Source organism: Massilia sp. TWR1-2-2, from assembly GCF_049897565.1.
Classification (GTDB): domain Bacteria; phylum Pseudomonadota; class Gammaproteobacteria; order Burkholderiales; family Burkholderiaceae_D; genus JAFCUW01.
Genome location: NZ_JAFCWM010000002.1, coordinates 299,160 through 323,713, shown reverse-complemented (window position 1 = coordinate 323,713; position 24,554 = coordinate 299,160). Strand labels below are relative to the sequence as shown.

Genomic DNA, 24,554 nt, shown 5'->3' with positions numbered 1-24,554 from the left:
CAAGTGTCATGAGAATGACGGCGCCGGCCCCTGTTGCAGAGTGCGCTGGGGGCGGGAGCTTTCTACGCATAGTTAAAACGTCTGCGGGAACCGCATGAACGAGTCCGGCACCCGGAACTTACGCACGCTGGTGTCCGGTGGCACCAGTCTGGCGAGCGCTTTTTCCTTCATGGCGAGATCGGCCTCGACGTAGCGCTGGGTACTGCTTGAACTAGCTAACGCGAAGTGCAAGTGGCCTTTTAGCGAGCCAGTCAATACGGATGATTCGAGATGATCGTGTGATTCCCATGGTGTCTCCTGAAGTGGGACCACGGCGGCACTCTACAGCGGAAACTATGTCCAGATGGCCGCTGATCGACCTCGCTAAACGTCACGCCACGATTGAATCGGCAACGTGTTACTGGACGACCTGCGCATAGTTGCGATCTGCGCATAGGGGGCGTTATGTAAAGGTTTACATAGCGCCCCATTGCGGTCGTACAGGTCGCGAAAATTACTTCGTCAAAGCTGTCAATCAAGGCGGGACCGGGCGCTCGATTTCCCAGGTTTTCACTCGGAGTTCATGGTGCTGTTCGCCACACCACGACGAACTGAACACCGTGTCGATTCAGGAAAGGTCATGAGTGCCTTGCAATGTCTTCGCGCTGCCTTCGATTGCATGAACCACGTGTTATCAAAACGTCCCGCCATGATTCTAGCCACCATCTGCGACTTGCATAGTTGGCGCCTATGACCGACATAAAAATTCAGATTGGCCTAATGCTCCGCTTGGCTATAAGCTAGGCTTCTATTGATTTTCCAGGAGACAAACAGATGGACGCAAAAACTGTAACGCTCGGCGGCGGTTGCCCGATGGGCCATGGTGAACCCCGATCGCTGTTGGGTCGCACCAACAAGGATTGGTGGCCTGAGATGCTGGCGACCGAGATCCTCAACCCCAACGGCGCCAGCAACCCCTTGGGTGCGGACTTCGACTATGCCGCGGCCTTCAAGGCGCTCGACTATCCCGCGCTGAAAGCCGACCTGCAGGCGCTAATGACCGACAGCCAGCCCTGGTGGCCGGCCGACTACGGGCATTACGGCCCCTTCTTCATCCGCATGGCCTGGCACGCGGCGGGAACCTATCGCACGGCTGACGGGCGTGGCGGCGCCAACAGTGGGCAGCAGCGCTTCGCCCCGCTCGACAGCTGGCCCGACAACGGCAACCTCGACAAGGCGCGCCGCCTGCTATGGCCGATTAAGCAGAAATACGGCCAGAACATCAGCTGGGCGGACCTGTTCATCCTGGCCGGCAACGTCGCTATCGAAAGCATGGGTGGGCCGATCTTTGGCTTCGGTGGCGGCCGCGCCGACGTGTTCGAGCCGGAACGCGACATCTTCTGGGGAGCGGAAGACAAGTGGGTAAACCAGGGCGTGCAGACCCGCATCTCGCCGGAACACGGCATGCACGAGATCGAGGGTCCGCTGGCCGCGATCCAAATGGGCCTGATCTACGTCAATCCGGAAGGACCGGGGGGCAATCCGCACGATGACGCCGGTATGGCGCGCGACATGAAGGAGACCTTCAAGCGCATGGCCATGGACGACGAGGAAACTGTCGCGCTGACGGCCGGGGGTCACACCTTTGGCAAGTGCCATGGCAATGGCGACGCGTCGACGCTCGGCAAGGCACCGTCGGGCGGCGACTTTGCCGCACAGGGTTTCGGCTGGGTCTCGACCGAGGAGCACGGCGGCATCGGCGAGCACACGGTGACCAGCGGCATCGAGGGCTCATGGACCAACATGCCCGACAAGTGGACCGAGAACTACTTCCGGCTGCTGCTTGATTACGAGTACGAGCTCACCAAGAGTCCGGCCGGCGCACACCAGTGGACCCCGATCAACCCAAAGGAAGAAGACATGGCCCCGGCGGCCTGGGATTCGTCGAAGAAAGTGCCGACGATCATGACGACCGCCGACATGCAGCTCAAGCGTGATCCAGCATATCGCAAGATATCGGAGAAGTTCCGCAACGATCATGCGGCCTTCAAGGACGCCTTTGCGCGCGCCTGGTTCAAGCTGACCCACCGCGACATGGGGCCGAAGGTGCGCTACCTCGGGCCCGAGGTGCCGCAAGAAGACCTGATCTGGCAGGATCCGATACCGGCCGGTACCCAGCCGTCGGACTCCGACGTCACGGCGCTCCGAAAGAAGATTGCTGACAGCGGGCTGACCGTCAGCCAACTCGTCAAAACCGCCTGGGCGTCGGCGTCGACCTACCGCAAGTCGGACTTCCGCGGCGGCGCAAACGGGGCGCGCTTGGCGCTTGCGCCGCAGAAAGACTGGGCGGTGAACGAGCCGGCCATGCTGGCCAAGGTGATCGACGTGCTCAACGGGTTACGCGGCTCGATGAGCTTAGCCGATGCCATCGTGCTTGGTGGCGTGGTCGGTCTCGAGAAGGCGATCAAGGACGCCGGCGCATCGTGCGACGTGCCCTTCATCGGCGGCCGCGGCGACGCCACGCAAGACCAGACCGATGTCGAGAGCTTCGCCGTGATGGAGCCCGAGGCCGACGCCTTTCGCAACTACGTCGGCGACAAAAGGCTCGCGGTCAAGGTCGAGGAGATGATGATTGACAAGGCCAGCTTGCTAGGCCTCTCCGTGCCCGAGATGACCGTGCTGATTGGCGGCCTGCGTGTGCTTGGCGCCAATCACGGCGAACGCGGCCACGGCCACCTGACGAAGCGCTCCGGCCAGCTGACCAACGACTTCTTCGTCCACCTGCTCGGCATGACCACCGTTTGGAACGCCGTCGATGGTTCCGACGACCAAGAATATGTCGCCTTCGACCGCAAGGCAGGCCATGAAACCTGGCGCGCGACCCGCGCCGACCTCGTCTTCGGCTCCAACGCCGAATTGCGAGCGGTCTGCGAGGTGTACGCGCAGACGGGCGGCGATGCGAAATTCATCAAGGATTTCGTAGCCGCGTGGACGAAGGTCATGAACGCTGATCGGTTCGATCTGACGTACGCGAAGTATCAGTAGTCAGGACCCCGGCGTCGGTGTTCGAGGCAGCGCGCTCATGCAGAACGCTGTCGCTAGATCCGCCAGAGCGGGAGGTTCAGCGCGCTCGCGGGCACGGTTGGAGCGTCCCGCACGAACGACGCCACTTGGTCGTCGCGACTCGGTCGTGGCGAGCGCCAGGCGGCAGCATCGGCGAATGTTACCACGCAGCGACGGCGATTTCGACGGCATGCCAAATACGATCTGTCGGCCAGTGGTGTTCTTCGCAGTTGCCGGCGTTGGCCTTCCACGCGCGGCTTAGACGCGTTGGCGCGCAAACCTGGAAAATCCTAAAGTGACCCGCTTCTCACGCCAAGGCCTCGCGCTGAACCCATCGAAAAGCGCGTCAGGGCTAATCACTTGTAAGGGGCACCGCGTTGCCCCAAACCGGACGGACGGGAACGACCGCTTTTTGGCCGGGTGCCGCCGTTGGTGATGCCGTGTGGCGTCTGCCTACCGACCTGTCGCCGTCGATTGTACTCGACGGGGGCAGGATCTCCACCTTCGGAAAACGCTCGCATGCGGGCTACCTAGCTGTGCGTTATGTGAAGCGAATTTGCATTCGATGGCAAGCTGGGCCAAGCTGGGGATCGCGCTTCACCACCAGCTCTTTCCATAACAATATGCTTTCCATAAGAACGGTTATGCAAAGCTTTCCATAATCGTTCCACTGCACCTCAAACCCCTACTTGATCGGCAGCTTGGTGGTGTTCTTCACTTCTTCCATCACGGCGTAGGTATGCGTTTCACGCACGCCCTTCTGCAACAAGGTCTTGCCGAGGAACTCGCGGTACGCCGCCATGTCCTTCACGCGCGCCTTGACCAGATAGTCGAAGCCGCCGGCCACCATGTGGCACTCGAGCACCTCGGGAATCAGCTGTACGCTATTTTTGAAGGCATCGAACACTTCGGGCGTGGTGCGATCGAGCACCACCTCGATGAACACCAGCAGCGACACGTCGAGCAACTGGGGATTGAGCTGGGCGGTGTAGCCCATGATGTAGCCTGATTCATGCAGCTTGCGCACCCGCTCCAGGCAGGCGGCCGGCGACAGGTTGACCCGGGAGGCCAGTTCGACATTGCTGATGCGTCCGTCGTTCTGCAATTCCGAAAGGATCTTCTTGCTAATCTTGTCCAGCATGTCAGGCTACCCCCAAGATAAATATAATTTGGTTAAATTGTCTCACCAAAAACTATCTATTGCTAGTCTTCGTTATTACCAGAATAAATCCAGAAGAATCCGCACTACAATCGAATCAATTTTTTGCGTCCATGATTCTTCGCGCACCGTTGTTTCCCCCTTATGACGAAAGAGTTTTCCATGCAAAATCCCGCCCCGTTCGTCCCCTTCGCCTCGCTTCAGGCAGAAATCAAGCCTGAACAGACGCCGCTGCGCGCGGCGGTGACCGCGGCCTACCGGCAGGGCGAGGCCGGCGCGGTGGAGTGGCTGCTGGCGCAGGGCGCGCGCGCCCACAGCGACGCCGCGGCGCTGGCGCACAAGCTGGTGTCGCAGGTGCGCGAAAAGCGCACGCGCTCGTCCGGCGTGGATGCGTTGATGCATGAATTTTCGTTGTCATCGGAAGAAGGCGTGGCGCTGATGTGCCTGGCCGAAGCGCTGCTGCGCATCCCCGACAGCCAGACCGCCGACCGCCTGATCGCCGACAAGATCAGCAAGGGCGACTGGCGCAAGCACCTCGGCGAGTCGCCGTCGCTGTTCGTCAATGCCGCTACCTGGGGCCTGCTCATCACCGGCAAGCTCGTTGGCACCAGCAGCGAAACCGGCCTCGGTTCGGCGCTGACCAAATTGATCGGCAAGGGCGGCGAGCCACTGATCCGCAAAGGCGTCGACCTGGCCATGCGCATGCTCGGCAACCAGTTCGTCACCGGCCAGACCATCGACGAAGCGCTGAAAAACAGCCGCGACAACGAAGCGCGCGGCTACCGCTATTCGTACGACATGCTGGGCGAAGCGGCGCTGACCGAACTCGATGCGCAGAACTACTACGCGTCGTACGAAACGGCGATCCACGCGATCGGCAAGGCGTCGAATGGGCGCGGCATCAAGGACGGTCCCGGCATCTCGGTGAAGCTGTCGGCGCTGCACCCGCGCTACAGCCGCGCGCAGCATGCGCGCGTGATGGCCGAACTGCTGCCGCGCGTGCGCACCCTGGTACTGCTGGCCAAGCATTACAATATCGGCCTGAACATCGACGCCGAAGAAGCCGACCGCCTCGAGATCTCGCTCGACCTGATGGAAGCGATGGCGTTCGATCCCGAGCTGGCCGGCTTTGACGGTATCGGTTTCGTCGTGCAGGCCTACCAGAAGCGCTGCCCGTTCGTCATCGACTACCTGGCCGACCTGGCCAGGCGCAGCGGCCGCAAGTTCATGGTGCGGCTGGTGAAGGGCGCATATTGGGACGCCGAGATCAAGCGCGCGCAGGTCGACGGCATGCCCGGCTATCCGGTCTATACGCGCAAGGTCTATACCGACGTGTCGTACCTGACGTGCGCAAAGAAACTGCTGGCTGCCAGCGAATTGCTGTACCCGCAGTTCGCCACCCACAACGCGCACTCGCTGGCGGTGATCTACACCTGGGCCAAGCAGGACGGCATTAGCAACTACGAATTTCAGTGCCTGTACGGCATGGGCGAAACGCTGTACGACCAGGTCGTCGGCAAGGAAAACCTCGACAAGGCCTGCCGCATCTACGCGCCGGTCGGCTCGCACGAAACGCTGCTGGCCTACCTGGTGCGCCGGCTGCTGGAAAACGGCGCCAACTCGTCGTTCGTCAACCAGATCGTCGACCAGAAGGTGTCGATCGAGTCGCTGATCGCCGATCCGTTCGACGCCGCCCGCGCGCAGGGCGGCGCGCCGCATCCGGGCATCGCGCTGCCGGTCCAGCTGTTCGGCGCCGAGCGCAAGAATTCGTCCGGCATCGACCTGACCGACGAGGATGTGCTGACCGGCCTGGCGGCATCGCTGTCGACGCGTCGCGTGTATGACGCGGCGCCCTTGATCGATGGCCCGCTGGCGTCATCGCCGTCCGGCCGGATCGTCAACCCGGCCAACCACGCGGACGTGGTCGGCCATGTGCAGGAAGCGAGCAGCGCCGACGTCGAGACAGCGCTCGCCGGCGCCACCGCATATGCGATGGACTGGCAGACGACCGAGCCGTCGATCCGCGCCGCCACGCTCGCCCGCGTGGCCGACCTGTTCGAGGAAAACTGCCAGGAGTTGATGGCGCTGGCCGTGCGCGAAGCCGGCAAGTCGCTGCCGAACGCGATCGCGGAGGTGCGCGAAGCGGTCGACTTCCTGCGCTACTACGCCGCGCAGGTGCATGGCTGCGCCAATACGCTGGCCCTGGGTCCGGTCACCTGCATCAGCCCCTGGAACTTCCCGCTGGCGATTTTTACCGGCCAGTTGGCCGCTGCGCTGGCCGCCGGTAACGTGGTGCTGGCCAAGCCGGCCGAACAAACGCCGCTGATCGCGCACCGCGCGGTGCAGCTGTTCCACCAGGCGGGCATCCCGAAGGGCGCCTTGCAGTTCCTGCCGGGCCGCGGCGAAGTGGTCGGCGCGGCGCTGACGGCCGACGCGCGCGTGCGCGGCGTGATCTTTACCGGCTCGACCGAAGTGGCGCAGCTGATCAACCGCACGCTGGCCAGGCGCTCGCTCGACGAGTCGAACGAGATCCCGCTGATCGCCGAAACGGGTGGCCAGAACGCGCTGATCGTCGATTCGTCGGCGCTGCCCGAACAGGTGGTGCAGGATGCGCTCAGCTCCGCCTTCGACAGCGCCGGCCAGCGCTGCTCGGCGCTGCGGGTGCTGTTCCTGCAGGAGGAGATCGCCGACAAGACCATCCGCATGCTCAAGGGCGCGATGCAGGAACTGCGCGTCGGCGTGCCGGACCGCCTGTCGACCGACATCGGCCCGGTGATCGATGCCGAAGCGCGCGACAACCTGCTGGCGCACATCGGGCGCACCAAGCTCAAGGCCAAGTCGTTCTATTCGCTGCCGCTGCCGGCAGGCCTGGAAGCGCAGGGCACGTTTGTCGCGCCGACGGTGCTGGAAATCGGCGCGCTGTCGGAGCTCACGCAGGAAGTATTTGGCCCGGTGCTGCACATCATCCGCTACAAGCGCGCGGCCTTGCCGCAGCTGATCGACTCGATCAACACCAGCGGCTTCGGCCTGACGCTCGGCGTCCATTCGCGCATCGACGAGACGATCGACTTCATCGCCACGCACGCCCACGTCGGCAACATCTACGTCAACCGTAATATCGTCGGCGCGGTGGTCGGCGTGCAGCCCTTCGGCGGCGAAGGCAAGTCCGGCACCGGCCCGAAAGCGGGCGGTCCGCTGTACATCAAGCGCCTGCAGCGCGCCGCGCCGCCGTTGCTGCGCCACGAACGCCAGGCCACGCCGGGACTCGATGCGCTGATGGGGTGGGCGCGCACGCACGGCCAGCAGCGCGTGGTGACATTGGCCGAACAGTACATGCGCACGACCCTGCTCGGCACCACGCTGGCGCTGCCGGGGCCGACGGGCGAGCGCAACACGCTGTCGTTCGCCAACCGCGGCACGGTGCTGTGCGCCGCAAAGCACATCGGCGTGCTGCTCAACCAGCTGGCCGCGGTGCTGGCGACCGGCAACCGTGCGGTGGTGCTGGCCAGCTCCGGCCACCTGCTGCCGGAAGGCCTGCCGCCGGAGGTGCGCGACCGCATCCAGGTCATCGCCAATGTCGACGAATGCACTTATCCGTTCCAGGTGGCTCTGGTGGAAGCGTCCGTCGCCGACACGTTGCGCTTGAAACTTGCCGGCCGGGACGGTGCAATTATCAGCATGGTCGACACCACCGAAGAAGGTGCGATCCCGTTGTGGCGCCTGGTCGCCGAGCGCGCGTTGTGTGTCAACACGACCGCCGCTGGCGGTAACGCAAGCCTAATGACGCTGGGTCTGTAATGATGCAGATGTTCGTTTTACAACTTGGAGGAAGACATGATAGTCGGGGTCCCAAAAGAGATCAAGAACAATGAGTACCGGGTCGGCCTGACGCCGCCCAGCGTGCGCGAACTGACGTCGCGCGGTCACCAGGTGCTGGTGCAGAAAAACGCCGGCGCCGAGATCGGCTTGCCTGACGAACAGTACGTCGCGGCGGGCGCGTCGATTGTTGCTACGGCGAAGGAAATCTTCGCCCGTGCACAAATGATCGTCAAGGTCAAGGAGCCGCAGCCGGGCGAGTGCGCCATGCTCGGCGAAGGCCAGATCCTGTACACCTACCTGCACCTGGCGCCCGATCCTGAACAGACGGCGGCGCTGGTGCGCTCGGGCGCGGTCTGTATTGCCTACGAAACCATCACCGGCGCCGGCGGCGGCTTGCCGCTGCTCGCGCCGATGAGCGAAGTGGCCGGCCGCATGGCCATCCAGGCGGGCGCTGCGCACCTGGAAAAATCGAAGGGCGGCATGGGCTTGCTGCTGGGCGGCGTGCCTGGCGTAGCTGCCGGCCACATAGTCATCATCGGCGCCGGCGTAGTCGGCACCAATGCGTTGCAGATGGCGGTCGGCACTGGGGCGCGTGTCACCGTGCTCGACAAGAACATGGACCGGCTGCGCCAGCTCGACCTGATTTTCGGCAACCGCATCTCTACCTTGTACTCGAACGCCCACGCGGTCGAGGAAGCGGTGCTGTCGGCCGACCTGGTGATCGGCGGCGTGCTGGTGCCCGGCGCCGCGGCGCCGAAGCTGGTCACGCGCGACATGATTTCCCGCATGAAGCCCGGCGCGGTCGTGGTCGACGTCGCCATCGACCAGGGCGGCTGCTTCGAAACCTCGCACGCAACAACGCATGCCGATCCGACCTTCGTGCTCGATGGCGTGGTGCACTACTGCGTCGCCAACATGCCAGGCGCCGTGGCGCGTACCTCGACCTTTGCGCTCAACAACGCCACCATCGGCCACGCTGTGGCATTGGCGGGCAAAGGCTGGCAGCAAGCCATGCGCGACGACCCGCATCTGAAGAATGGCCTGAACGTGTGCTTGGGCAAGGTCACATACGCCGCAGTGGCGGAAGCGCTGGACTACCAGTACGTGTCAGCCGACTCGATGCTCGGCTAACCCTGGCAAAAACGCCTGACGATATGGAAGGCATATCGCGCGGCGACCGATTTTACGAAACGTAGAAAATCGGTCGCGGCGTCTTCATTGGCGTTGTCGGAGATCGTACGGATCACGGCGAACGGCACGCCCAGCTCGAAACACACCTGCGCCACCGCCGCCCCCTCCATCTCGACCGCCAGCAAGCCTGGATGGGACGTGTTCAATCGTTCTACATGGCCACGGCTGGTGACGAACTGGTCGCCGCTGGCAATCAGGCCGCGATGCACTCGCGGCTGTCCGAGTCCGAACACCTGGCGATCTTCCAGGCCGATCACCTCCTTGAAGTCCGATTCCAGGAAATTGAACGCGGCGCCCGCCAGCTGGGCTGACAGCCGTGCATCGGAAGCAAAGTGTGCAATCCCGGTCAGCGGCACTTCGTAGCGCGGAAACAGGGGACTGGCGTCCATGTCGTGCTGAACCAGCGATTCACCGATCACGATGTCGCCCACGTGTACGCCTGTATCGCCTGAACCTGCCACACCTGTGAACAGGATGTGGGTAACTCCGAACTTTTCCACAAGCATGGCGGCCGTCATCGATGCCGCGACCTTGCCAATACGCGACAGGACGCACACAGCGTCGATTCCCCACAACTGGCCGACAGAGTAATTGCGCATGCCGTGGACGACCGTGGCGGTCCCTTCCATGGCTTGCACGAGCCCTTCCTGTTCTTCATGAAGGGCGCTGATGATTCCCAAGCGCTTGATTTTGTGGTGATTCATGTTTCTGGAAGACGGTTTTTCAGGGCTTGTCCACATGGTTCGCTGCGTTTACTGTTTTATACAAAGATATATATATAAATATAGTAGTAATAGTAAACGGCGATTTTTTTGTGCATAAGTCGAATTTTATCAACAGGCTCAATGGCTTACAGCGTTTACAAGTACGCTCAAAAACATTGTATCCAGTTGGGATCATTGTTGGATAAAAAACCGGCTGTGTACAAATGCATGAGTTCTTCACATTGAACCCTGTGGATATCCAACAGCTTATCCACAGGCTCACACCAGGGCCAGTGATGCTCGCGAAGGCGGGGATACATGCTGAGGCTATCAAAAAGTTAAAGTTGGCAAAACAGTACGCGCATCGATTTTGAAATTCGAAAACAGTCTGCACAAAAAAGAGTCATCAACTATTGCCTTCGCTTTTGTCGAATCAGGCTCGACAGCCGGTTTTTCGGGTCGTTCTGTCTCGGCTTTCCCTCGTTTTGTTTACTTAAACAAGTATGTATACAAGTTTAGTAGTAATAGTTAACGCAGGCCATTTCCTGTGGATAAGGCCGTAAACATCCAACGAATCAACAACTTGCGCGTTGTATAAACCGGTTAACGACTTTGTATGACGTTGGTAGCAATTCTGGACAAATTCCAGCGTGTGAATAAAATAGGGTTTATCCACAAACGGTACCTGTGGATATTCATAGACTTATCCACAGGAGGTTGTATGGACGTGTTGTCGTTGTTGGAATTTCCAATCGTTCAAGGCCCGATGGCCGGCGGCTCATGCACATCTGCCCTGGTGGCCGGTGTGTCCAACGCTGGCGGACTGGGCAGCTTGCCCGGGTCGTTGCTGTCCCCCGCCGCGATCCGTGACCAGGTCGCCCAGATCCGCACGATGACCGATCGGCCCTTCCAGCTCAACTTCTTTGTGCAGCCCACGCCAACGCCAAGCGAGCAGGAAGTCAATGCCGGCGTCGAATTGTTGCGCCCGATCTGGCAAAGCCTGGGCTGGACCGACCTGCCGGTCCCGACGCAATGGTGCCAGGACTTCAGCGCCCAGTTCGAAACCTTGCTCGAGCTAAGGCCCGCCGCCGCCAGCTTTACCTTTGACATCCTGACGGCCAGTCAGGTCGAGCGGCTTCACTCCGCCGGCATCGCCGTTATCGGCACCATCACGACAGTCGACGAAGCGCGGGCCTGGGAGAAGATCGGGGCGGATGCGGTGGTGGCGTCCGGCGTCGAGGCGGGTGGCCACCGCGGCACTTTTCTCGGCCCCCAAGAGGAAGCGACGCTGTCGGCGCGCCAGCTGTGGCCGCTGGTTGCCGAGGCTGTGCGCATTCCCGTCATCGCCGCCGGCGGCATCATGACCGGGGTCGACATCAAGGAAGCGTTGTCGCTCGGCGCCAAGGCAGTGCAGATGGGCACCGCCTTCCTCGTCACCGATGAATCCGGCATCCATCCGGCCTACAAGCAAAAGCTGCTGTCGGGCCATGGGCTGACGACGCGGCTGACCCGCAGCTTCTCCGGCCGCTACGCCCGCGGCGTCGAAAATCGTTTCATGAAGCAAATGGAGAGTGTGGAGACGCAAGTTCCAGCGTATCCTGTGCAAAATGCATTGACAGGAAGTATACGAGCCGCTGCCGCGACAAGCGGCGACACCGAACTGATGTCGCTGTGGGCCGGCGCCGAAGTCGGCCGCGCCCGCGCGCTGTCGGTCGCGCAACTGATGCAAACGCTGGTGGCGGAGATGCGCCCAACTTGAGGAGCCTTGATTGGAATCGGCAGGACAATACGACTACATTATCGTGGGCGCCGGCACTGCCGGCTGCCTTCTGGCAAACCGCCTCACGCGCAAGAAAGACACCACCGTCCTGCTGATCGAGGCCGGCGGCAAGGACGATTACCTGTGGATCCACATCCCGGTCGGCTACCTGCATTGCATCGGCAATCCGCGCACCGACTGGCTCTACAAGACTGAAGCCGACGCCGGCATCGGCGGTCGCTCGCTGGTTTATCCGCGCGGCAAAGTGCTGGGCGGCAGCTCGTCGATCAACGGCATGATCTACATGCGAGGCCAGTCCGGCGACTATGACCGCTGGGCCGAGCTGACCGGCGACCCGTCGTGGGCGTGGGACAAGGTGCTGCCGCTGTTCATGAAAACCGAGCACTACCACGGCGGCGCCAGCGCCAATCACGGCAGCGGCGGCGAGTGGCGCGTCGAGAAACAGCGGCTGTCGTGGCAGATCCTCGACGCCTTCCGCGACGCCGCCGATGAGACCGGTATCCCGAAAGTCGCCGATTTCAATACCGGCGACAACGAAGGCTGCTCGTATTTCGAGGTCAATCAGCGCCGCGGCATCCGCTGGAATACCGCAAAAGCGTTCCTGAAACCGATCGCCGGGCGCGAAAACCTGACGATCATGACCGGCTGCCATGTCGAGCGCTTGATCATCGAGCACACGGAAATGGGCGCGGTGTGCCGCGGCGTCGAGTTTTTCGGCGGCGGCCGGAAGTTCCGCGCCGATGCCGTCCAGGAAACCTTGCTCGCTGCCGGCGCGATCGGCTCGCCGCAGATCCTGCAGCTGTCGGGCATCGGGCCGACGGCCGCCTTGCAGCAAGTCGGCATTACGCCGATGGTCGATGCCCCAGGCGTCGGCGAAAACCTGCAGGACCACCTGCAGCTGCGCATGATCTTCAAGGTCAATGGCGCCAAGACGCTCAATACCAGCGCCGCGACCTGGTTCGGCAAGATGAAGATCGGCCTCGAATACGCGGTGCGCCAGAGCGGGCCGATGTCGATGGCGCCGTCCCAGCTGGGCGCGTTCGCCAGGTCGGACCCAGGCCAGGCCAGCGCCAACCTGCAATACCACGTGCAGCCTTTGTCACTGGAAAAGTTCGGCGATCCACTGCACCCGTTCCCGGCGTTTACTGCCAGCGTCTGCAACCTGCGCCCGAGCTCGCGCGGGCACGTGCGCATTGCCAGCAACGACAGTTATGCGGCGCCGAAGATTTCACCGAATTACCTCAGCACGGCGGAAGACCGCAAGACCGCCGCCGCGGCGCTGACGCTGACGCGCAAGATCGTTGCCGCGCCCGCGCTGGCCAAATACAAGCCGGAAGAATTCAAGCCTGGCGTCCATTACCGCACCGAAGACGAGCTGGCCGAGGCGGCCGGCCAGATCGGCACGACGATCTTCCATCCGGTCGGCACCTGCAAGATGGGCAAGCGAGATGACCCGATGTCGGTGGTCGACAGCGAGCTGCGCGTCATCGGCGTAGGGGGCTTGCGCGTTATTGATGCGTCGGTCATGCCTAACATCACTTCCGGCAACACGAATTCGCCCACTTTGATGATCGCGGAAAGAGCTGCCGAGCTTATCGCGGCAACGACGAGGTGAGCCGATCCGGGGCGAAATGGTAGTTATACCGTATTGTGACGAAATTTTATTGTGTGTATTATCGTGAAAAAAATACATAGCAGTATGATAAAAATATCTCGGAGACCCAATGGCGGATGTCATATTACAGACCAAGAACCTGACCAAAGAGTTCAAAGGTTTCACAGCGGTAAGTGACGTCAATCTCAGCGTCGAGCGCGGGCATATCCACGCGCTGATCGGCCCGAACGGCGCCGGCAAGACCACCTGTTTCAACCTGCTGACCAAGTTCCTGGTGCCGACGTCGGGCCAGATCCTGTTCAATGGCAAGGACATTACCGCCGCCAAGCCGGCCCAGATCGCCCGCATGGGCATCATCCGTTCGTTCCAGATTTCAGCCGTGTTTCCGCACCTGACGGTGCTGCAGAACGTGCGCATCGGCTTGCAGCGCGAACTGGGCACGTCGTTCAATTTCTGGCAGAGCGAGCGCTCACTGTCGCGCCTTGACGATCGCGCGATGCAGTTGCTGGCCGAGGTCGACCTGACCGAATTCGCCGACACCGTCACCGTGGACATGCCGTACGGCCGCAAGCGCGCGCTGGAAATTGCCACCACCCTGGCGATGCAGCCCGAGCTGATGTTGCTCGACGAGCCTACCCAGGGCATGGGCCACGAAGACGTCCACCGCGTCACCGAGCTGATCAAAAAAGTATCGGCCGGCCGCACCATCCTGATGGTCGAACATAATATGAACGTGGTTTCCGGTATTTGCGACAAGATTTCAGTGCTGCAGCGCGGCGCCATGCTGGCCGAGGGCACGTATGCCGAGGTATCGCGCAACCCGCAGGTGATGGAAGCCTACATGGGCACCACCAGCGCCGACCTGGAAGGAGCGCACTGATGGCCGCCGCTCTCGCAATCAGCAACCTGCAGGCGTGGTATGGCGAATCGCACATCCTGCACAATGTCAACCTGACGGTGAACCAGGGCGAGGTCGTGACCTTGCTGGGCCGAAACGGCGCCGGCCGCACCACCACCTTGCGCGCCATCATGGGCCTGACGGGCAAGCGCACCGGCTCGATCAAGGTGGGTGGCGTCGAGGCGATCGGCCTGCCGACCCACAAGATTGCCCACCTCGGCATCGGCTACTGCCCCGAGGAACGCGGCATCTTCTCGTCGCTGTCGACCGAGGAAAACCTGATGCTGCCGCCGGCGCTGGCCGGCAGCGAAAAAGGCATGTCGGTGCAGGAAATCTATCAGATGTTCCCCAACCTGTACGAGCGCCGCAACAGCCAGGGCACGCGCCTGTCGGGCGGCGAACAGCAGATGCTGGCGGTGGCGCGCATCCTGCGCACCGGCGCCCGCTTGCTGCTGCTCGACGAAATTTCCGAAGGCCTGGCGCCGGTCATCGTGCAGGGCCTGGCCCGCATGATCACGGAACTGAAGGCCAAGGGTTACACCATCGTCATGGTGGAACAGAATTTCCGCTTCGCCGCACCACTGGCGGATCGGTTTTATGTGGTGGAGCACGGTCAGATCGTCGAGACCTTCGCTTCGTCGGAATTAAACGCGAAGATGCCGGTTCTGACCGAACTCCTCGGCGTATAAGCAGCACCCCAGGCAACAACGTTGAGCACAACAAACAACTATCCTAACGGAGACAAGAAAATGAAACGTAAAGCTATCGCCATCGCAGCTACCGCAGCATGCGCACTCGGCCTGTCCTTCTCGGCGCAAGCGCAAGTGTCGGGCGACACCATCAAGATCGGCTTCATCACCGACCTGTCCGGCACCTACTCCGACATCGACGGCAACGGCGGCGCGGAAGCGATCAAGATGGCGATCGCCGACATGGGCGGCATGGTCAACGGCAAGAAGGTCGAATTCGTCGTCGCCGACCACCAGAACAAGGCCGACATCGCCGCCAGCAAGGCGCGCGAGTGGTTCGACCAGCAGGGCGTCGACATGCTGATCGGCGGCACCAATTCCGGCACCAACCTGGCCATGGCCAAGCTGGCGGCGGAAAAGAAAAAGGTCTTCATTTCGATCGGCGCCGGCTCGGCCCGCCTGACGAACGAAGAGTGCACCCCGTACACCGTGCACTACGCCTACGACACGATCGCGCTGGCGCGCGGCACCGGCTCGACCATCGTCAAGCAGGGCGGCAAGTCGTGGTACTTCCTGACCGCCGACTACGCGTTCGGCCAGTCGCTGCAAAACGACACGTCCGACGTCATCAAGTCGAACGCCGGCACCGTGCTGGGCGCCTCGAAGCACCCGCTGGCAGCGTCCGACTTCTCGTCGTTCTTGCTGCAGGCGCAAGCGTCGAAGGCGCAGATCCTGGGCCTGGCCAATGCCGGCGGCGACACCATCAACGCCATCAAGGCGGCCAACGAGTTCGGCATCACCAAGACGATGAAGCTGGCCGGCCTGCTGATGTTCATCAACGACGTCCACTCGCTGGGCCTGAAGCTGACCCAGGGCATGTACCTGACCGACGGCTGGTACTGGGACCAGAACGCGGAATCGCGCGCGTGGGCCAAGCGCTACTTCGCCAAGATGAAGAAAGAGCCGTCGATGCTGCAGGCAGCTGACTACTCGGCAACGATGACGTACCTGAACGCCGTCAAGGCCACCGGTACCGACGACGCCGACAAGGTCATGGCGCAGCTGAAGAAGACCAAGGTCAACGACATGTTTGCCAAGAACGGCGAAATCCGTCCGGACGGCCGCATGGTCCACGACATGTACCTGATGCAGGTGAAGACGCCGGCCGAGTCGAAGTATCCATGGGATTACTACAAGGTCGTCGCCACCATCCCTGGCGCCCAGGCGTACGCCACCAAGGCCGAGACCAAGTGCGCGCTGTGGAAGTAATCGGCGCAATTCGCACGTGATCTAGCAAGTGGTGGACGAAGAAGCGGGTCGCGTACCCGCTTCTTTTGTAATTGCACTGCAATGTCGTTGGCGCAGGCCCGGTTCCCGGGCAGGCGTTTTCTTTTGTCTACACCGGTGCGATGCCGGTGCTTTTGTACTGTGATGCCATGGAAATCTTCGGCGTTCCTCTCCAGGCCATGATGAGCCAGCTTCTGCTGGGTCTGGTCAACGGCTCGTTCTACGCCATGCTGTCGCTTGGCCTTGCCGTCATCTTCGGCTTGCTCAACGTTATCAATTTCTCGCACGGTGCGCTGTACATGATGGGCGCGTTCCTCGCCTACATCGGCGTCACCACGTTCGGCCTGAACTACTGGGCGATGCTGCTGATCGCCCCGCTGCTGGTGGGCATCTTCGGCATCATCGTCGAAAAGACCATGCTGCGCTGGCTCTACAAGCTTGACCATCTGTACGGCTTGCTGCTCACGTTCGGCATCACCTTGCTGCTCGAAGGCGTGTTCCGCTCCTTCTTCGGCGTCTCCGGCCAGTCGATCGAGGTGCCCGAGCTGCTCGCCGGCGCCACCGACCTCGGCTTCATGGTGCTGCCGAACTACCGCGCCTGGGTTGTCCTCGCGTCGCTCGGCGTGTGCTTGGTCACCTGGTACGTGATTGAAAAAACCAAGCTCGGCTCCTACCTGCGTGCCGGCACCGAAAACCCGAAGCTGGTCGAAGCGTTCGGCGTCAACGTGCCGCTGATGGTCACCTTGACCTACGGCTTCGGCGTCGCGCTGGCCGCGTTTGCCGGCGTGCTGGCCGCCCCGATCATCAACGTCACCCCGCTGATGGGCTCGAACCTGATCATCGTCGTGTTCGCCGTCGTCGTCATCGGCGGCATGGGCTCGATCATGGGCTCGATCCTCACCGGCCTGGGCCTGGGCATCATCGAAGGCTTCACCCGGGTGTTCTACCCGGAAGGGTCGGAAGTGGTGGTGTTCGTCGTGATGGTGATCGTGCTGATGATCCGTCCAGCCGGCCTGTTCGGCAAAGAGAAGTAAGCGTCAATCGAAACGGAGCATTGAATGAACAAGAACATTGGCTATCTCATCGCGTTGGCCATCGCGCTGATCGCCCCTTTTGTCGGCTACCCCGTCTTCCTGATGAAGCTGTTGTGCTTTGGGCTGTTCGCCTGCGCCTTCAACTTGCTGATCGGCTATACCGGCCTGCTGTCGTTCGGCCACGCCGCCTTCTTCGGCACCGCCGGCTACGTCACCGGCTATGCCTTGGGCACGCTGGGACTGCCGACCGAGCTCGGCATCCTGGCCGGCGTGGTTGCCGGCGCGCTGATCGGCCTGGTCATGGGCAAGCTGGCGATCCGTCGCCAAGGCATCTATTTCTCGATGATCACGCTGGCGCTGGCGCAGATGGTGTATTTCGTCATGCTGAAGGCGCCGTTCACGCACGGCGAGGACGGCCTGCAAGGTGTACCGCGCGGCAAGCTGTTCGGCTTCATCGACTTGTCCAACGACGTCACCATGTACTACGTGGTGCTGGCGATCTTCGTCGGCGGCTTCGCGCTGATCATGCGTACCGTCCACTCGCCGTTCGGCCAGGTGCTGCGGGCGATCAAGGAAAACGAGCCGCGCGCCATCTCGCTCGGTTACGACGTCGACAAGTACAAGCTGATGGCCTTCGTGCTGTCGGCGGCGCTGGCCGCCTTGGCTGGCGGCACCAAGACTGTCGTGCTCGGTTTCGAGACGCTGACCAATGTGCACTGGACGATGTCGGGCCTGGTGATCCTGATGACGCTGGTAGGGGGCATGGGCACGCTGGTCGGTCCCATCCTCGGCGCCTTCATCATCATCACGCTGGAAAACAAGCTGAGCGACGTCGGCGGCTTCCTGGTGCGCACCACCGGCGTCGAGTGGTTTTCGACGCTGGGCGAGTCGGTCGGCATGGTCACCGGCCTGATCTTCATTGCCTGCGTGCTGCTGTTCCGCCGCGGTATTGTCGGCGAGATCGGCGCGGCGTTCGCCGCGGCCAACCGCAAGAAGAAAGTGGCCTGACCACGGCGCTTGCCGAATGCTACGAAAACGCCGCGTTTGAAACGCGGCGTTTTTTTTTGGGGATACCATGCAGACGCACGTGCAGAAGCAGACGCTGAATGTGAACGGCCTCGAGATGCTGGTGGCCACCGCCGGCGCTGGCTCGCCCGTATTGCTGTTGCACGGCTTTCCCGACAGCCACGCGGTGTGGCGCCACCAGATGAGCGCGCTGGCCGAGGCCGGCTTTCGCGCCATCGCGCCGGACCTGCGCGGTTACGGCGGCACCAGCGCCCCGCCGGACGTCGCGGCCTACGCCGTCGCTCACTTGGTCGCCGACGTCATTGCCCTGCTCGACGCGCTCGCTATCGACCAGGTAGCGCTGGTTGGCCACGATTGGGGCGCAGCGCTCGCCTGGCAGGTCGCCATGCATGCCCCAGAACGCGTTGAGTGGCTCGTGGTGCTGTCCGTCGGGCATCCGACTGCCTTCGGTACTGCCGGGCTCGCCCAGCGCCTGAGGTCGTCCTACATGGCCTTGTTCATGGTGCGCGGCCTGGCCGAACGCATGCTGACGGTGCGCGACTGGTTCTTCATGCGCTTATCGACCAGCAACCGTGAATTGGTGGCGCAATGGCGCGCCGATTTTGCCGTGCCTGGCCGCCTGACTGCCGCCCTCAACTACTACCGCGCCAACGCGCGCGGCGGTGCGTTCCGCCGGCGCGCGGTGACCATGCCGGTGCTCGGCGTGTGGAGCAGCGGCGACACGGCGTTGACGGAAGGGCAGATGCGCAATTCCGCGCGCTACGTCGATGCGCCGTTCCGCTATGAGCGCATCGACGGCGCCGACCACTGGCTGCAACTGGGCGCGCCGTCCCGCGTCAACCAATTGCTGGTTGAGTTTCTGTCGGCCGCCCCACCCACGTCAAACCAGTAACCGCGAGAACACGATGCTTCAACTACGACCCAGCTGCGAGAACTGCAACAAGGCGCTGGCACCGGAATCCGAAGACGCACGCATCTGCAGCTACGAGTGCACCTTTTGCTCCCAATGCGTAGAGCAGGTGCTGCACAACGTCTGCCCGAACTGCGGCGGCGGCTTCGTTGCGCGGCCGATCCGTCCAGCGCGCTACTGGAAAAACGCGAACTTCCTCGGTGCCGACCCCGCCAGCACGAAAGTCACTTACAAGCCGATCGATGCGCAGGCGTTCGAGGAATTTTCAGCGCAGATCCGGGCAATAGCGCCCGCGAACCGCTAATGGCCGCGACGGGAACGAGTACGCGGGGTGCTGCGTTCGTCTGCAATGTTTCGATCGGCAACCAGACGCGATGGCGGCGGTGTGGATCTTCGCCCAGAGGCCATGCGGCATCGCGTCTCTTTTCTGGTGCGCGTTTTGTCGAATTCTGTCTGTTTTTGCCTGATTTGCTTGGCGGTCCGGCTTTGATCTGAAAACAGACAGAATTCGACAAAAATAGACACGATGCGCGGCGCGAAACAGACAGGTTACCGCATGCGCCCTCTCGGATACCCCGGATGGGGTCAGCAGCCGCCTGGCGCCCTCTGCAGCAAGTGGGACCGGCCAGTGCTCAGCCGCTCTAGCGGTGCCCGCTGAGGCGGTCTGCTACACGCTCAGCGCGTCCGATGGCATCGTCCGCATGGCGATCCATGCGTGGCGCGCGACGGCGATCAGTGCAACGGCCAGCGTAGAAGCGAGCGCAAGCAGCAGGGGCCAGTAGCCGATCGGTGCATGCTCGACATACGTCGACAGGTAGCGATGGATGGCAACCGCGGCGAGCGGCAGGGCAATGACCGCGGAAATCGCGGTCAGGCCGCCGATTTCCCGTACTACGAGCACGCCGACATCATGCCTGCCGGCGCCAAACAGCTTGCGCAAGGCGATCTCCTTGGCCCGCCGCTGCACGGTGTAGGCGGCCATCACGTAGGTGCCGAGCGCGGCAATGACGAGCGCGATCGCGGTCGCCACCGCCAGCAGCCTGGCGATGCGCGCTTCGTCGGCGTAAGTGTCGGCAAAGATGTCGCCGGCGCGGCGCGTCTTCAGAATCGAATCCGGATAGTGGCGCGCCCATAAGGACTGAACGATGCGTTCGGTTTGCGGCATCGACAGGGCGGCACGCACGCTGAGCGTGGTGGTCCAGCGCGTCGACAGTTCGTAGGCGGCGGCGCGCGGCGCTTCGCGCAGCGAACGGAAGCGCAGTTCGGGCGCAATGCCGACGACGGTCTTGCGCACCGATTTTTTGTCGAAGCCGGTAAACAGCACCGTCTGCCCGACCGCCGCGGCCGGCGACGCAAAGCCGAGCTCGCGCGCGGCGATGGCGTTGAGCACCAGCGGCACGGCATCGTCGTCCTTGTCGACGGCCGGATCGAACAGGCGCCCGGATTCCGGTTTGATGCGGTACTGCTCGAAAAAATTCGCGCTGACCGTCTTCATCTCGATCGGGGCGGCGGGCCCTTCCAGGCGCTGCATGGCGCGCGACCACGACATGTCGTTCCTGCCGATCGCGTCTTCCGATATTGCGATGCCGGCCACGCCAGGCTGGTTCGACAGCGCAGCGATAAAACTGTTGTTGCGCGCCTTGTCGGCCGGTTCGCCGGCCTCCGGCAGGTCGACGATGAGCAGCATGGACGGATCGAATCCCGGCGATGCGTTCATGGCAAACGTCGTCTGCCAGGCGATCGCCACGGTGACGCTGGCCAGCGCCATCGCTGCAGAAACTTGCAGCACGGTCATCAGGCGGCGCAACTGCTTGCCGCCGGTCGACTCGCCATCTGGCCGCCCGGCCAGCACCTGGTTCGGGCGCACCCGCACGGCAACCCAGACCGGATAGATCGCCGTCAGTGCCCCCAGCAAGGCGCCAATGGCCAGCGCCGTGCCGATATTTCCGGAAGAGACCATGCCTTCCAACTGGCGGTTCATCAGCTGCGAGAACAGCGGCAGCGCCAGCCACGCCAGCAGCAGGCCGAGTCCGGTCGCCACCGCCGAAACGACCATCGACTCGGCAAGGAAATGCAGGACGATCTGCCGCACACCGGCGCCGAGCACTTTGCGCATGGCCACTTCGCGCTGGCGCCGCAACACGCGCACGGTGGCGAGGTTGACGTAATTGAGCGCGGCGAGCGCCAGGATCAGGATGCCGACGGCGCCGAGGCCGGCGACAACGGCAGCGCTGGCGCGCTCCGCGGCGGCGGCCACGAAATTGCCCGATACGCCATTGTCGAAGTACGCGTCGCGCAATGGCGACAAGGCGATGTCCATCGCCCTGCGTGCGCCCAGTTTCTGCCTGGCCGCCGGCTCGATGTTCTGCACGGCGGGGGAGCGGTCTGCAGCCTGCTGCAACGCCGCGGTGATGCTTGCCAGCGAGGCGCCGGGCCGCACACGGATCAGCACCTTGGCCGCCCAGCCCTCTTCGCCGGTCAGGACCTGGTGGCGGAAATTCTCATCCACCAGTACGCTGCCAAGTCCGATCACCGATTCGAACGGGATGGTAGTGTTGGCTGGCGGCGTGCGCAGCACGGCGCCAACGCGCAGCAGCTTGCCTTCCACCAACATAGTGCGGCCAAGCGCGCTGGCGCTGCCGAACAGGCGGATTGCCGCCGCTTCGGTGATGGCGAAGCTGTCCGGCCGCTCGAGCGCGGCCTGGACGCTGCCGTGCAGCGCCTGCAAGCCGAGCATGTCGGCGAACCCGGGCGCCACGGTCAGGCTGTCGAGCTGCTGCAGCTGGTGGTTGACGCGCACGGTCAGCTTGCCGTCGGTGCGGCCTTGCGGACGCGAGGGCAGGTAGCTGGTCGATGCGGCTACGCCCGGCAGCTTGGCCGCCGCCAGCCGCAGCGACAGCGGCGCCTGGTCGTACCACGGCGCAGCCGCTTCGACGTTGTTGCGGTGCTTGACGACATACACCTGCGCCGCGTCCGGCACGTGCGCGTTGTACTCCCATGAGTAGCGCACCAGCCCGAGCAACAGCAGGCAGGCAGCCACGCCGGTAGCGAGGCCGAACACGACGACCAGGGAATACGCCGGCTCGGCCAGCAGCGAACGCCAGCCGGCACGGAAATGTCGAAAATTCATGGAGCAACCTTAGACGGAAGAATGGCAAGATAGTCGCAACATCCGTGCCATGGTTGTCGTCAAGGGAACTCGACCGCCTGGGTGGCCAATGCGTCCGGAAGCGAACAGGTGCGCTGTCCGCTATTGAACACTGTTACAGCGCGGCGGCGTAGATGGCCCGCGCATCGGCGCGCGTCAGTTCGCGCGGATTGTTGCCGAGCAGGCGAGTCTGCTTCATCGCGTCGTCAGCCAGACGGTCGAGGTCGGCTTCTGTGATGCCCACCTGCTGCAGTGTCGTCTCGATGCCCGTGATCCTTGCAATCTGCTGCATCGCAGCAATCAATGCCTCCGCCCGCGCTTCCAGACTGCCGTCAACGTGCGGTGCGATGATGCCTGCGATCTCGGCGTAGTGGTCGACCGCTTCTGGCATGTTGAAGCGCAGCACATGCGGCAGAACCAGTGAATTCGACAGCCCGTGCGGCACGTGGAAAATCCCGCCGATCGGGTAGGCCAGAGCGTGCACCGCCGCCACCGGCGCGTTTGAAAACGCCTGGCCGGCGAAATAGGCGCCCAGCAGCATCGCCTGGCGTGCCTGCAGGTTGGCGCCGTTTTCACAGGCAGTGACCAGGTTTTTCGACAGCAACGACAGCGCCTGCCTGGCCAGCATGTCCGACATCGGGTTCTTCTTGTGCTTGCTGGTGAACGCTTCGATCGCATGCACCATCGCGTCGATGCCGGTGGCCGCGGTCACCAGCGGCGGCAATCCGAGCGTCAACTCGGCATCGAGCACCGCCAGGTCCGCATACAGCTGCGGCGCCACCACGCCCATCTTGGTCGTCGCGCCGGTAGTGACGATGGCGATGTTGGTCACTTCCGAACCGGTGCCGGCGGTGGTCGGTATCTGCACGAGAGGCAGGCGTTCGCCCGTCACGTTGCCGATGCCGTAAGCCTCGCTGAGCGCCTGGCCGCTGCCGGCCAGCACCGCGATCAGCTTGGCCACGTCCATCGAACTGCCGCCGCCGAAGCCGATGACGATATCGATCGCGTGCTTGCGGGCGAACTCGACCGCGCTAAGGACGATGTGCTCGGGCGGATCGGCCACCACGTCGGAGTAGATCTGCACCGCCAGGTTGTGCTTTTTCAGGTCGCGCGCCGGCGCGTCGATCAGGCCGGTACGCAGGAAACCCGGGTCGGTGACGATCAGCGCGCGGCGGGCGTTGGGAAATTGCGCGCTGATGTGCTGCCCAAGTTGCGCGGCGGCGCCCGGTTGCGAGATCAGGTGCGGAACGGTGCTGAAGTTGAATGAGGCGAAAGTAGACATGTAGGGCAGTCGGGCAGTGGTCGATGAAGCAAGCTTACACCAACGGGCCAAGGCTGAGCAGTGCAGCCCAAGTCTTTCTTCCGTACAATTACGGGTGGTGAATGTGGAGCGGTGGTGAGGCATGGATTTTGTGTTGTTGGGATGCGCGGCATTTCTGGCCGGCCTGGTCGATGCGGTCGTGGGCGGGGGCGGGCTGATCCAGATCCCGGTGATGTTTTCCGTGTTCCCGAGGGAATTACCGGCGACCTTGCTTGGCACCAGCAAGCTAGCTGGCTTCTGCGGCACCAGCGCGGCGGCGGTCAATTACGTGCGGCGGGTCAAGGTGGCGTGGAGTGCGGTGGTGCCGGCGGCTTTGGCCGCGTTCGCGTTGTCGTTTGCCGGCGCCTACACCGTCACCAAGGTGCCGGGCGACTTCATCCGTTCCTTGCTGCCGCTGGTGTTGCTGGCCGTCGCAATCTATACGTTCAGGAAGAAGGATTTCGGCGCTGTCCATGCACCGGTGCACAGCGGCATGACGGAGCGGATGATCGCGATAGGGACGGGCGCTTGCATCGGCTTCTACGATGGTTTTTTCGGTCCCGGCACCGGCAGCTTCCTGATGTTCCTGTTCGTCCGCTTCTTCGGCTTCGATTTCCTCAGCGCGTCGGCAGCGGCGAAGGTCGTCAACGTCGCCTGCAATATCTCGGCGCTGCTGTGGTTCGGCTATAGCGGCCACCTGATCTGGCAGCTCGGCCTGATGATGGCGCTGTGTCAGGTCGCCGGATCGCTGGTCGGTACAAAACTGGCGATCAAGCATGGCAGCGCGTTCGTGCGCAAACTGTTCCTCGTCGTGGTCTCGCTCCTCATCCTCAAAACCGCCTACGACGCGTTCGCCCGCTGGTCCCTATAACACAACACTCTGCAGCCATTGTTCCACGTGAAACATCCGCGCGGCACCATCCCTTGATTGTTTCACGTGGAACGTCGTTGT

17 protein-coding genes are annotated in these 24,554 nt (G+C 62.7%); 13 read left to right on the top strand and 4 right to left on the bottom strand.

Going from position 1 to position 24,554, the window contains the following annotated elements; all coding sequences use genetic code 11:
• The first annotated feature begins 813 nt into the window (after positions 1 to 813).
• Positions 814 to 3,024, top strand: a complete 2,211-nt coding sequence (gene katG / locus ACP7DD_RS03400; protein WP_426173294.1) for a catalase/peroxidase HPI — start codon at positions 814 to 816, stop codon at positions 3,022 to 3,024.
• Between the two features lie 703 nt (positions 3,025 to 3,727).
• Here katG and ACP7DD_RS03395 read toward each other — a convergent pair.
• Positions 3,728 to 4,183, bottom strand: coding sequence for an Lrp/AsnC ligand binding domain-containing protein (locus ACP7DD_RS03395; RefSeq protein ID WP_426173293.1), 456 nt, complete (start codon positions 4,181 to 4,183; stop codon positions 3,728 to 3,730).
• 180 nt (positions 4,184 to 4,363) lie between these two features.
• Between ACP7DD_RS03395 and putA the strand changes: the two genes are divergently transcribed.
• Positions 4,364 to 7,999 carry a trifunctional transcriptional regulator/proline dehydrogenase/L-glutamate gamma-semialdehyde dehydrogenase gene (gene putA, locus ACP7DD_RS03390; protein ID WP_426173292.1) on the top strand — a complete coding sequence of 1,212 codons (3,636 nt, stop codon included), beginning with the start codon at positions 4,364 to 4,366 and terminating at the stop codon, positions 7,997 to 7,999.
• A 36-nt stretch (positions 8,000 to 8,035) separates the two neighbouring features.
• Positions 8,036 to 9,151: an alanine dehydrogenase gene (gene ald, locus ACP7DD_RS03385; RefSeq protein ID WP_426173291.1), complete on the top strand. Its 1,116-nt coding sequence runs from the start codon at positions 8,036 to 8,038 to the stop codon at positions 9,149 to 9,151.
• Here ald and ACP7DD_RS03380 read toward each other — a convergent pair.
• Complete coding sequence (locus ACP7DD_RS03380; protein WP_426173290.1) at positions 9,148 to 9,915, bottom strand: 5'-methylthioadenosine/adenosylhomocysteine nucleosidase; 768 nt, start codon at positions 9,913 to 9,915, stop codon at positions 9,148 to 9,150. The genes ald and ACP7DD_RS03380 overlap by 4 nt on opposite strands.
• 721 nt (positions 9,916 to 10,636) lie before the next feature.
• Here ACP7DD_RS03380 and ACP7DD_RS03375 point away from each other — a divergent pair.
• From ACP7DD_RS03375 to ACP7DD_RS03335, 9 genes are all read left to right on the top strand, one after another.
• Entirely contained in the window at positions 10,637 to 11,674 is a 1,038-nt protein-coding gene (locus tag ACP7DD_RS03375) for an NAD(P)H-dependent flavin oxidoreductase (protein WP_426173289.1), read from the top strand.
• A gap of 10 nt (positions 11,675 to 11,684) precedes the next feature.
• Positions 11,685 to 13,310: a GMC family oxidoreductase gene (locus tag ACP7DD_RS03370; RefSeq protein ID WP_426173288.1), complete on the top strand. Its 1,626-nt coding sequence runs from the start codon at positions 11,685 to 11,687 to the stop codon at positions 13,308 to 13,310.
• Between the two features lie 109 nt (positions 13,311 to 13,419).
• Positions 13,420 to 14,190: an ABC transporter ATP-binding protein gene (locus ACP7DD_RS03365; RefSeq protein ID WP_426173287.1), complete on the top strand. Its 771-nt coding sequence runs from the start codon at positions 13,420 to 13,422 to the stop codon at positions 14,188 to 14,190.
• Positions 14,190 to 14,897, top strand: coding sequence for an ABC transporter ATP-binding protein (locus tag ACP7DD_RS03360; protein WP_426173286.1), 708 nt, complete (start codon positions 14,190 to 14,192; stop codon positions 14,895 to 14,897). The genes ACP7DD_RS03365 and ACP7DD_RS03360 overlap by 1 nt, the downstream gene beginning before the upstream one ends.
• 60 nt (positions 14,898 to 14,957) lie before the next feature.
• Positions 14,958 to 16,166: an ABC transporter substrate-binding protein gene (locus ACP7DD_RS03355; protein WP_426173285.1), complete on the top strand. Its 1,209-nt coding sequence runs from the start codon at positions 14,958 to 14,960 to the stop codon at positions 16,164 to 16,166.
• Positions 16,167 to 16,333: 167 nt separating this feature from the next.
• Positions 16,334 to 17,218, top strand: a complete 885-nt coding sequence (locus tag ACP7DD_RS03350; RefSeq protein WP_426173284.1) for a branched-chain amino acid ABC transporter permease — start codon at positions 16,334 to 16,336, stop codon at positions 17,216 to 17,218.
• A 24-nt stretch (positions 17,219 to 17,242) separates the two neighbouring features.
• Positions 17,243 to 18,226: a branched-chain amino acid ABC transporter permease gene (locus ACP7DD_RS03345; RefSeq protein ID WP_426173283.1), complete on the top strand. Its 984-nt coding sequence runs from the start codon at positions 17,243 to 17,245 to the stop codon at positions 18,224 to 18,226.
• A 67-nt stretch (positions 18,227 to 18,293) separates the two neighbouring features.
• Positions 18,294 to 19,136 carry an alpha/beta fold hydrolase gene (locus ACP7DD_RS03340; RefSeq protein WP_426173282.1) on the top strand — a complete coding sequence of 281 codons (843 nt, stop codon included), beginning with the start codon at positions 18,294 to 18,296 and terminating at the stop codon, positions 19,134 to 19,136.
• A gap of 13 nt (positions 19,137 to 19,149) precedes the next feature.
• Positions 19,150 to 19,458: a DUF1272 domain-containing protein gene (locus ACP7DD_RS03335; protein ID WP_426173281.1), complete on the top strand. Its 309-nt coding sequence runs from the start codon at positions 19,150 to 19,152 to the stop codon at positions 19,456 to 19,458.
• A gap of 363 nt (positions 19,459 to 19,821) precedes the next feature.
• On the opposite strand, the gene ACP7DD_RS03330 is transcribed toward ACP7DD_RS03335, so the two are convergent.
• A complete protein-coding gene (locus ACP7DD_RS03330) occupies positions 19,822 to 22,284 on the bottom strand; it encodes an FtsX-like permease family protein (protein ID WP_426173280.1) in 2,463 nt (820 codons plus the stop codon).
• A 133-nt stretch (positions 22,285 to 22,417) separates the two neighbouring features.
• A complete protein-coding gene (locus tag ACP7DD_RS03325) occupies positions 22,418 to 23,584 on the bottom strand; it encodes an iron-containing alcohol dehydrogenase (RefSeq protein WP_426173279.1) in 1,167 nt (388 codons plus the stop codon).
• Between the two features lie 121 nt (positions 23,585 to 23,705).
• Between ACP7DD_RS03325 and ACP7DD_RS03320 the strand changes: the two genes are divergently transcribed.
• Positions 23,706 to 24,473, top strand: coding sequence for a sulfite exporter TauE/SafE family protein (locus tag ACP7DD_RS03320; protein WP_426173278.1), 768 nt, complete (start codon positions 23,706 to 23,708; stop codon positions 24,471 to 24,473).
• The last annotated feature ends 81 nt before the right edge of the window (positions 24,474 to 24,554 follow it).

Bases quoted from the DNA above. Each gene is read 5' to 3' on its own strand.
- katG (WP_426173294.1), top strand. From the start codon at position 814: ATGGACGCAAAAACTGTAACGCTCGGCGGCGGTTGCCCGATGGGCCAT.
- ACP7DD_RS03395 (WP_426173293.1), bottom strand. From the start codon at position 4,183: ATGCTGGACAAGATTAGCAAGAAGATCCTTTCGGAATTGCAGAACGAC.
- putA (WP_426173292.1), top strand. From the start codon at position 4,364: ATGCAAAATCCCGCCCCGTTCGTCCCCTTCGCCTCGCTTCAGGCAGAA.
- ald (WP_426173291.1), top strand. From the start codon at position 8,036: ATGATAGTCGGGGTCCCAAAAGAGATCAAGAACAATGAGTACCGGGTC.
- ACP7DD_RS03380 (WP_426173290.1), bottom strand. From the start codon at position 9,915: ATGAATCACCACAAAATCAAGCGCTTGGGAATCATCAGCGCCCTTCAT.
- ACP7DD_RS03375 (WP_426173289.1), top strand. From the start codon at position 10,637: ATGGACGTGTTGTCGTTGTTGGAATTTCCAATCGTTCAAGGCCCGATG.
- ACP7DD_RS03365 (WP_426173287.1), top strand. From the start codon at position 13,420: ATGGCGGATGTCATATTACAGACCAAGAACCTGACCAAAGAGTTCAAA.
- ACP7DD_RS03360 (WP_426173286.1), top strand. From the start codon at position 14,190: ATGGCCGCCGCTCTCGCAATCAGCAACCTGCAGGCGTGGTATGGCGAA.
- ACP7DD_RS03355 (WP_426173285.1), top strand. From the start codon at position 14,958: ATGAAACGTAAAGCTATCGCCATCGCAGCTACCGCAGCATGCGCACTC.
- ACP7DD_RS03350 (WP_426173284.1), top strand. From the start codon at position 16,334: ATGGAAATCTTCGGCGTTCCTCTCCAGGCCATGATGAGCCAGCTTCTG.
- ACP7DD_RS03345 (WP_426173283.1), top strand. From the start codon at position 17,243: ATGAACAAGAACATTGGCTATCTCATCGCGTTGGCCATCGCGCTGATC.
- ACP7DD_RS03340 (WP_426173282.1), top strand. From the start codon at position 18,294: ATGCAGACGCACGTGCAGAAGCAGACGCTGAATGTGAACGGCCTCGAG.
- ACP7DD_RS03335 (WP_426173281.1), top strand. From the start codon at position 19,150: ATGCTTCAACTACGACCCAGCTGCGAGAACTGCAACAAGGCGCTGGCA.
- ACP7DD_RS03330 (WP_426173280.1), bottom strand. From the start codon at position 22,284: ATGAATTTTCGACATTTCCGTGCCGGCTGGCGTTCGCTGCTGGCCGAG.
- ACP7DD_RS03325 (WP_426173279.1), bottom strand. From the start codon at position 23,584: ATGTCTACTTTCGCCTCATTCAACTTCAGCACCGTTCCGCACCTGATC.
- ACP7DD_RS03320 (WP_426173278.1), top strand. From the start codon at position 23,706: ATGGATTTTGTGTTGTTGGGATGCGCGGCATTTCTGGCCGGCCTGGTC.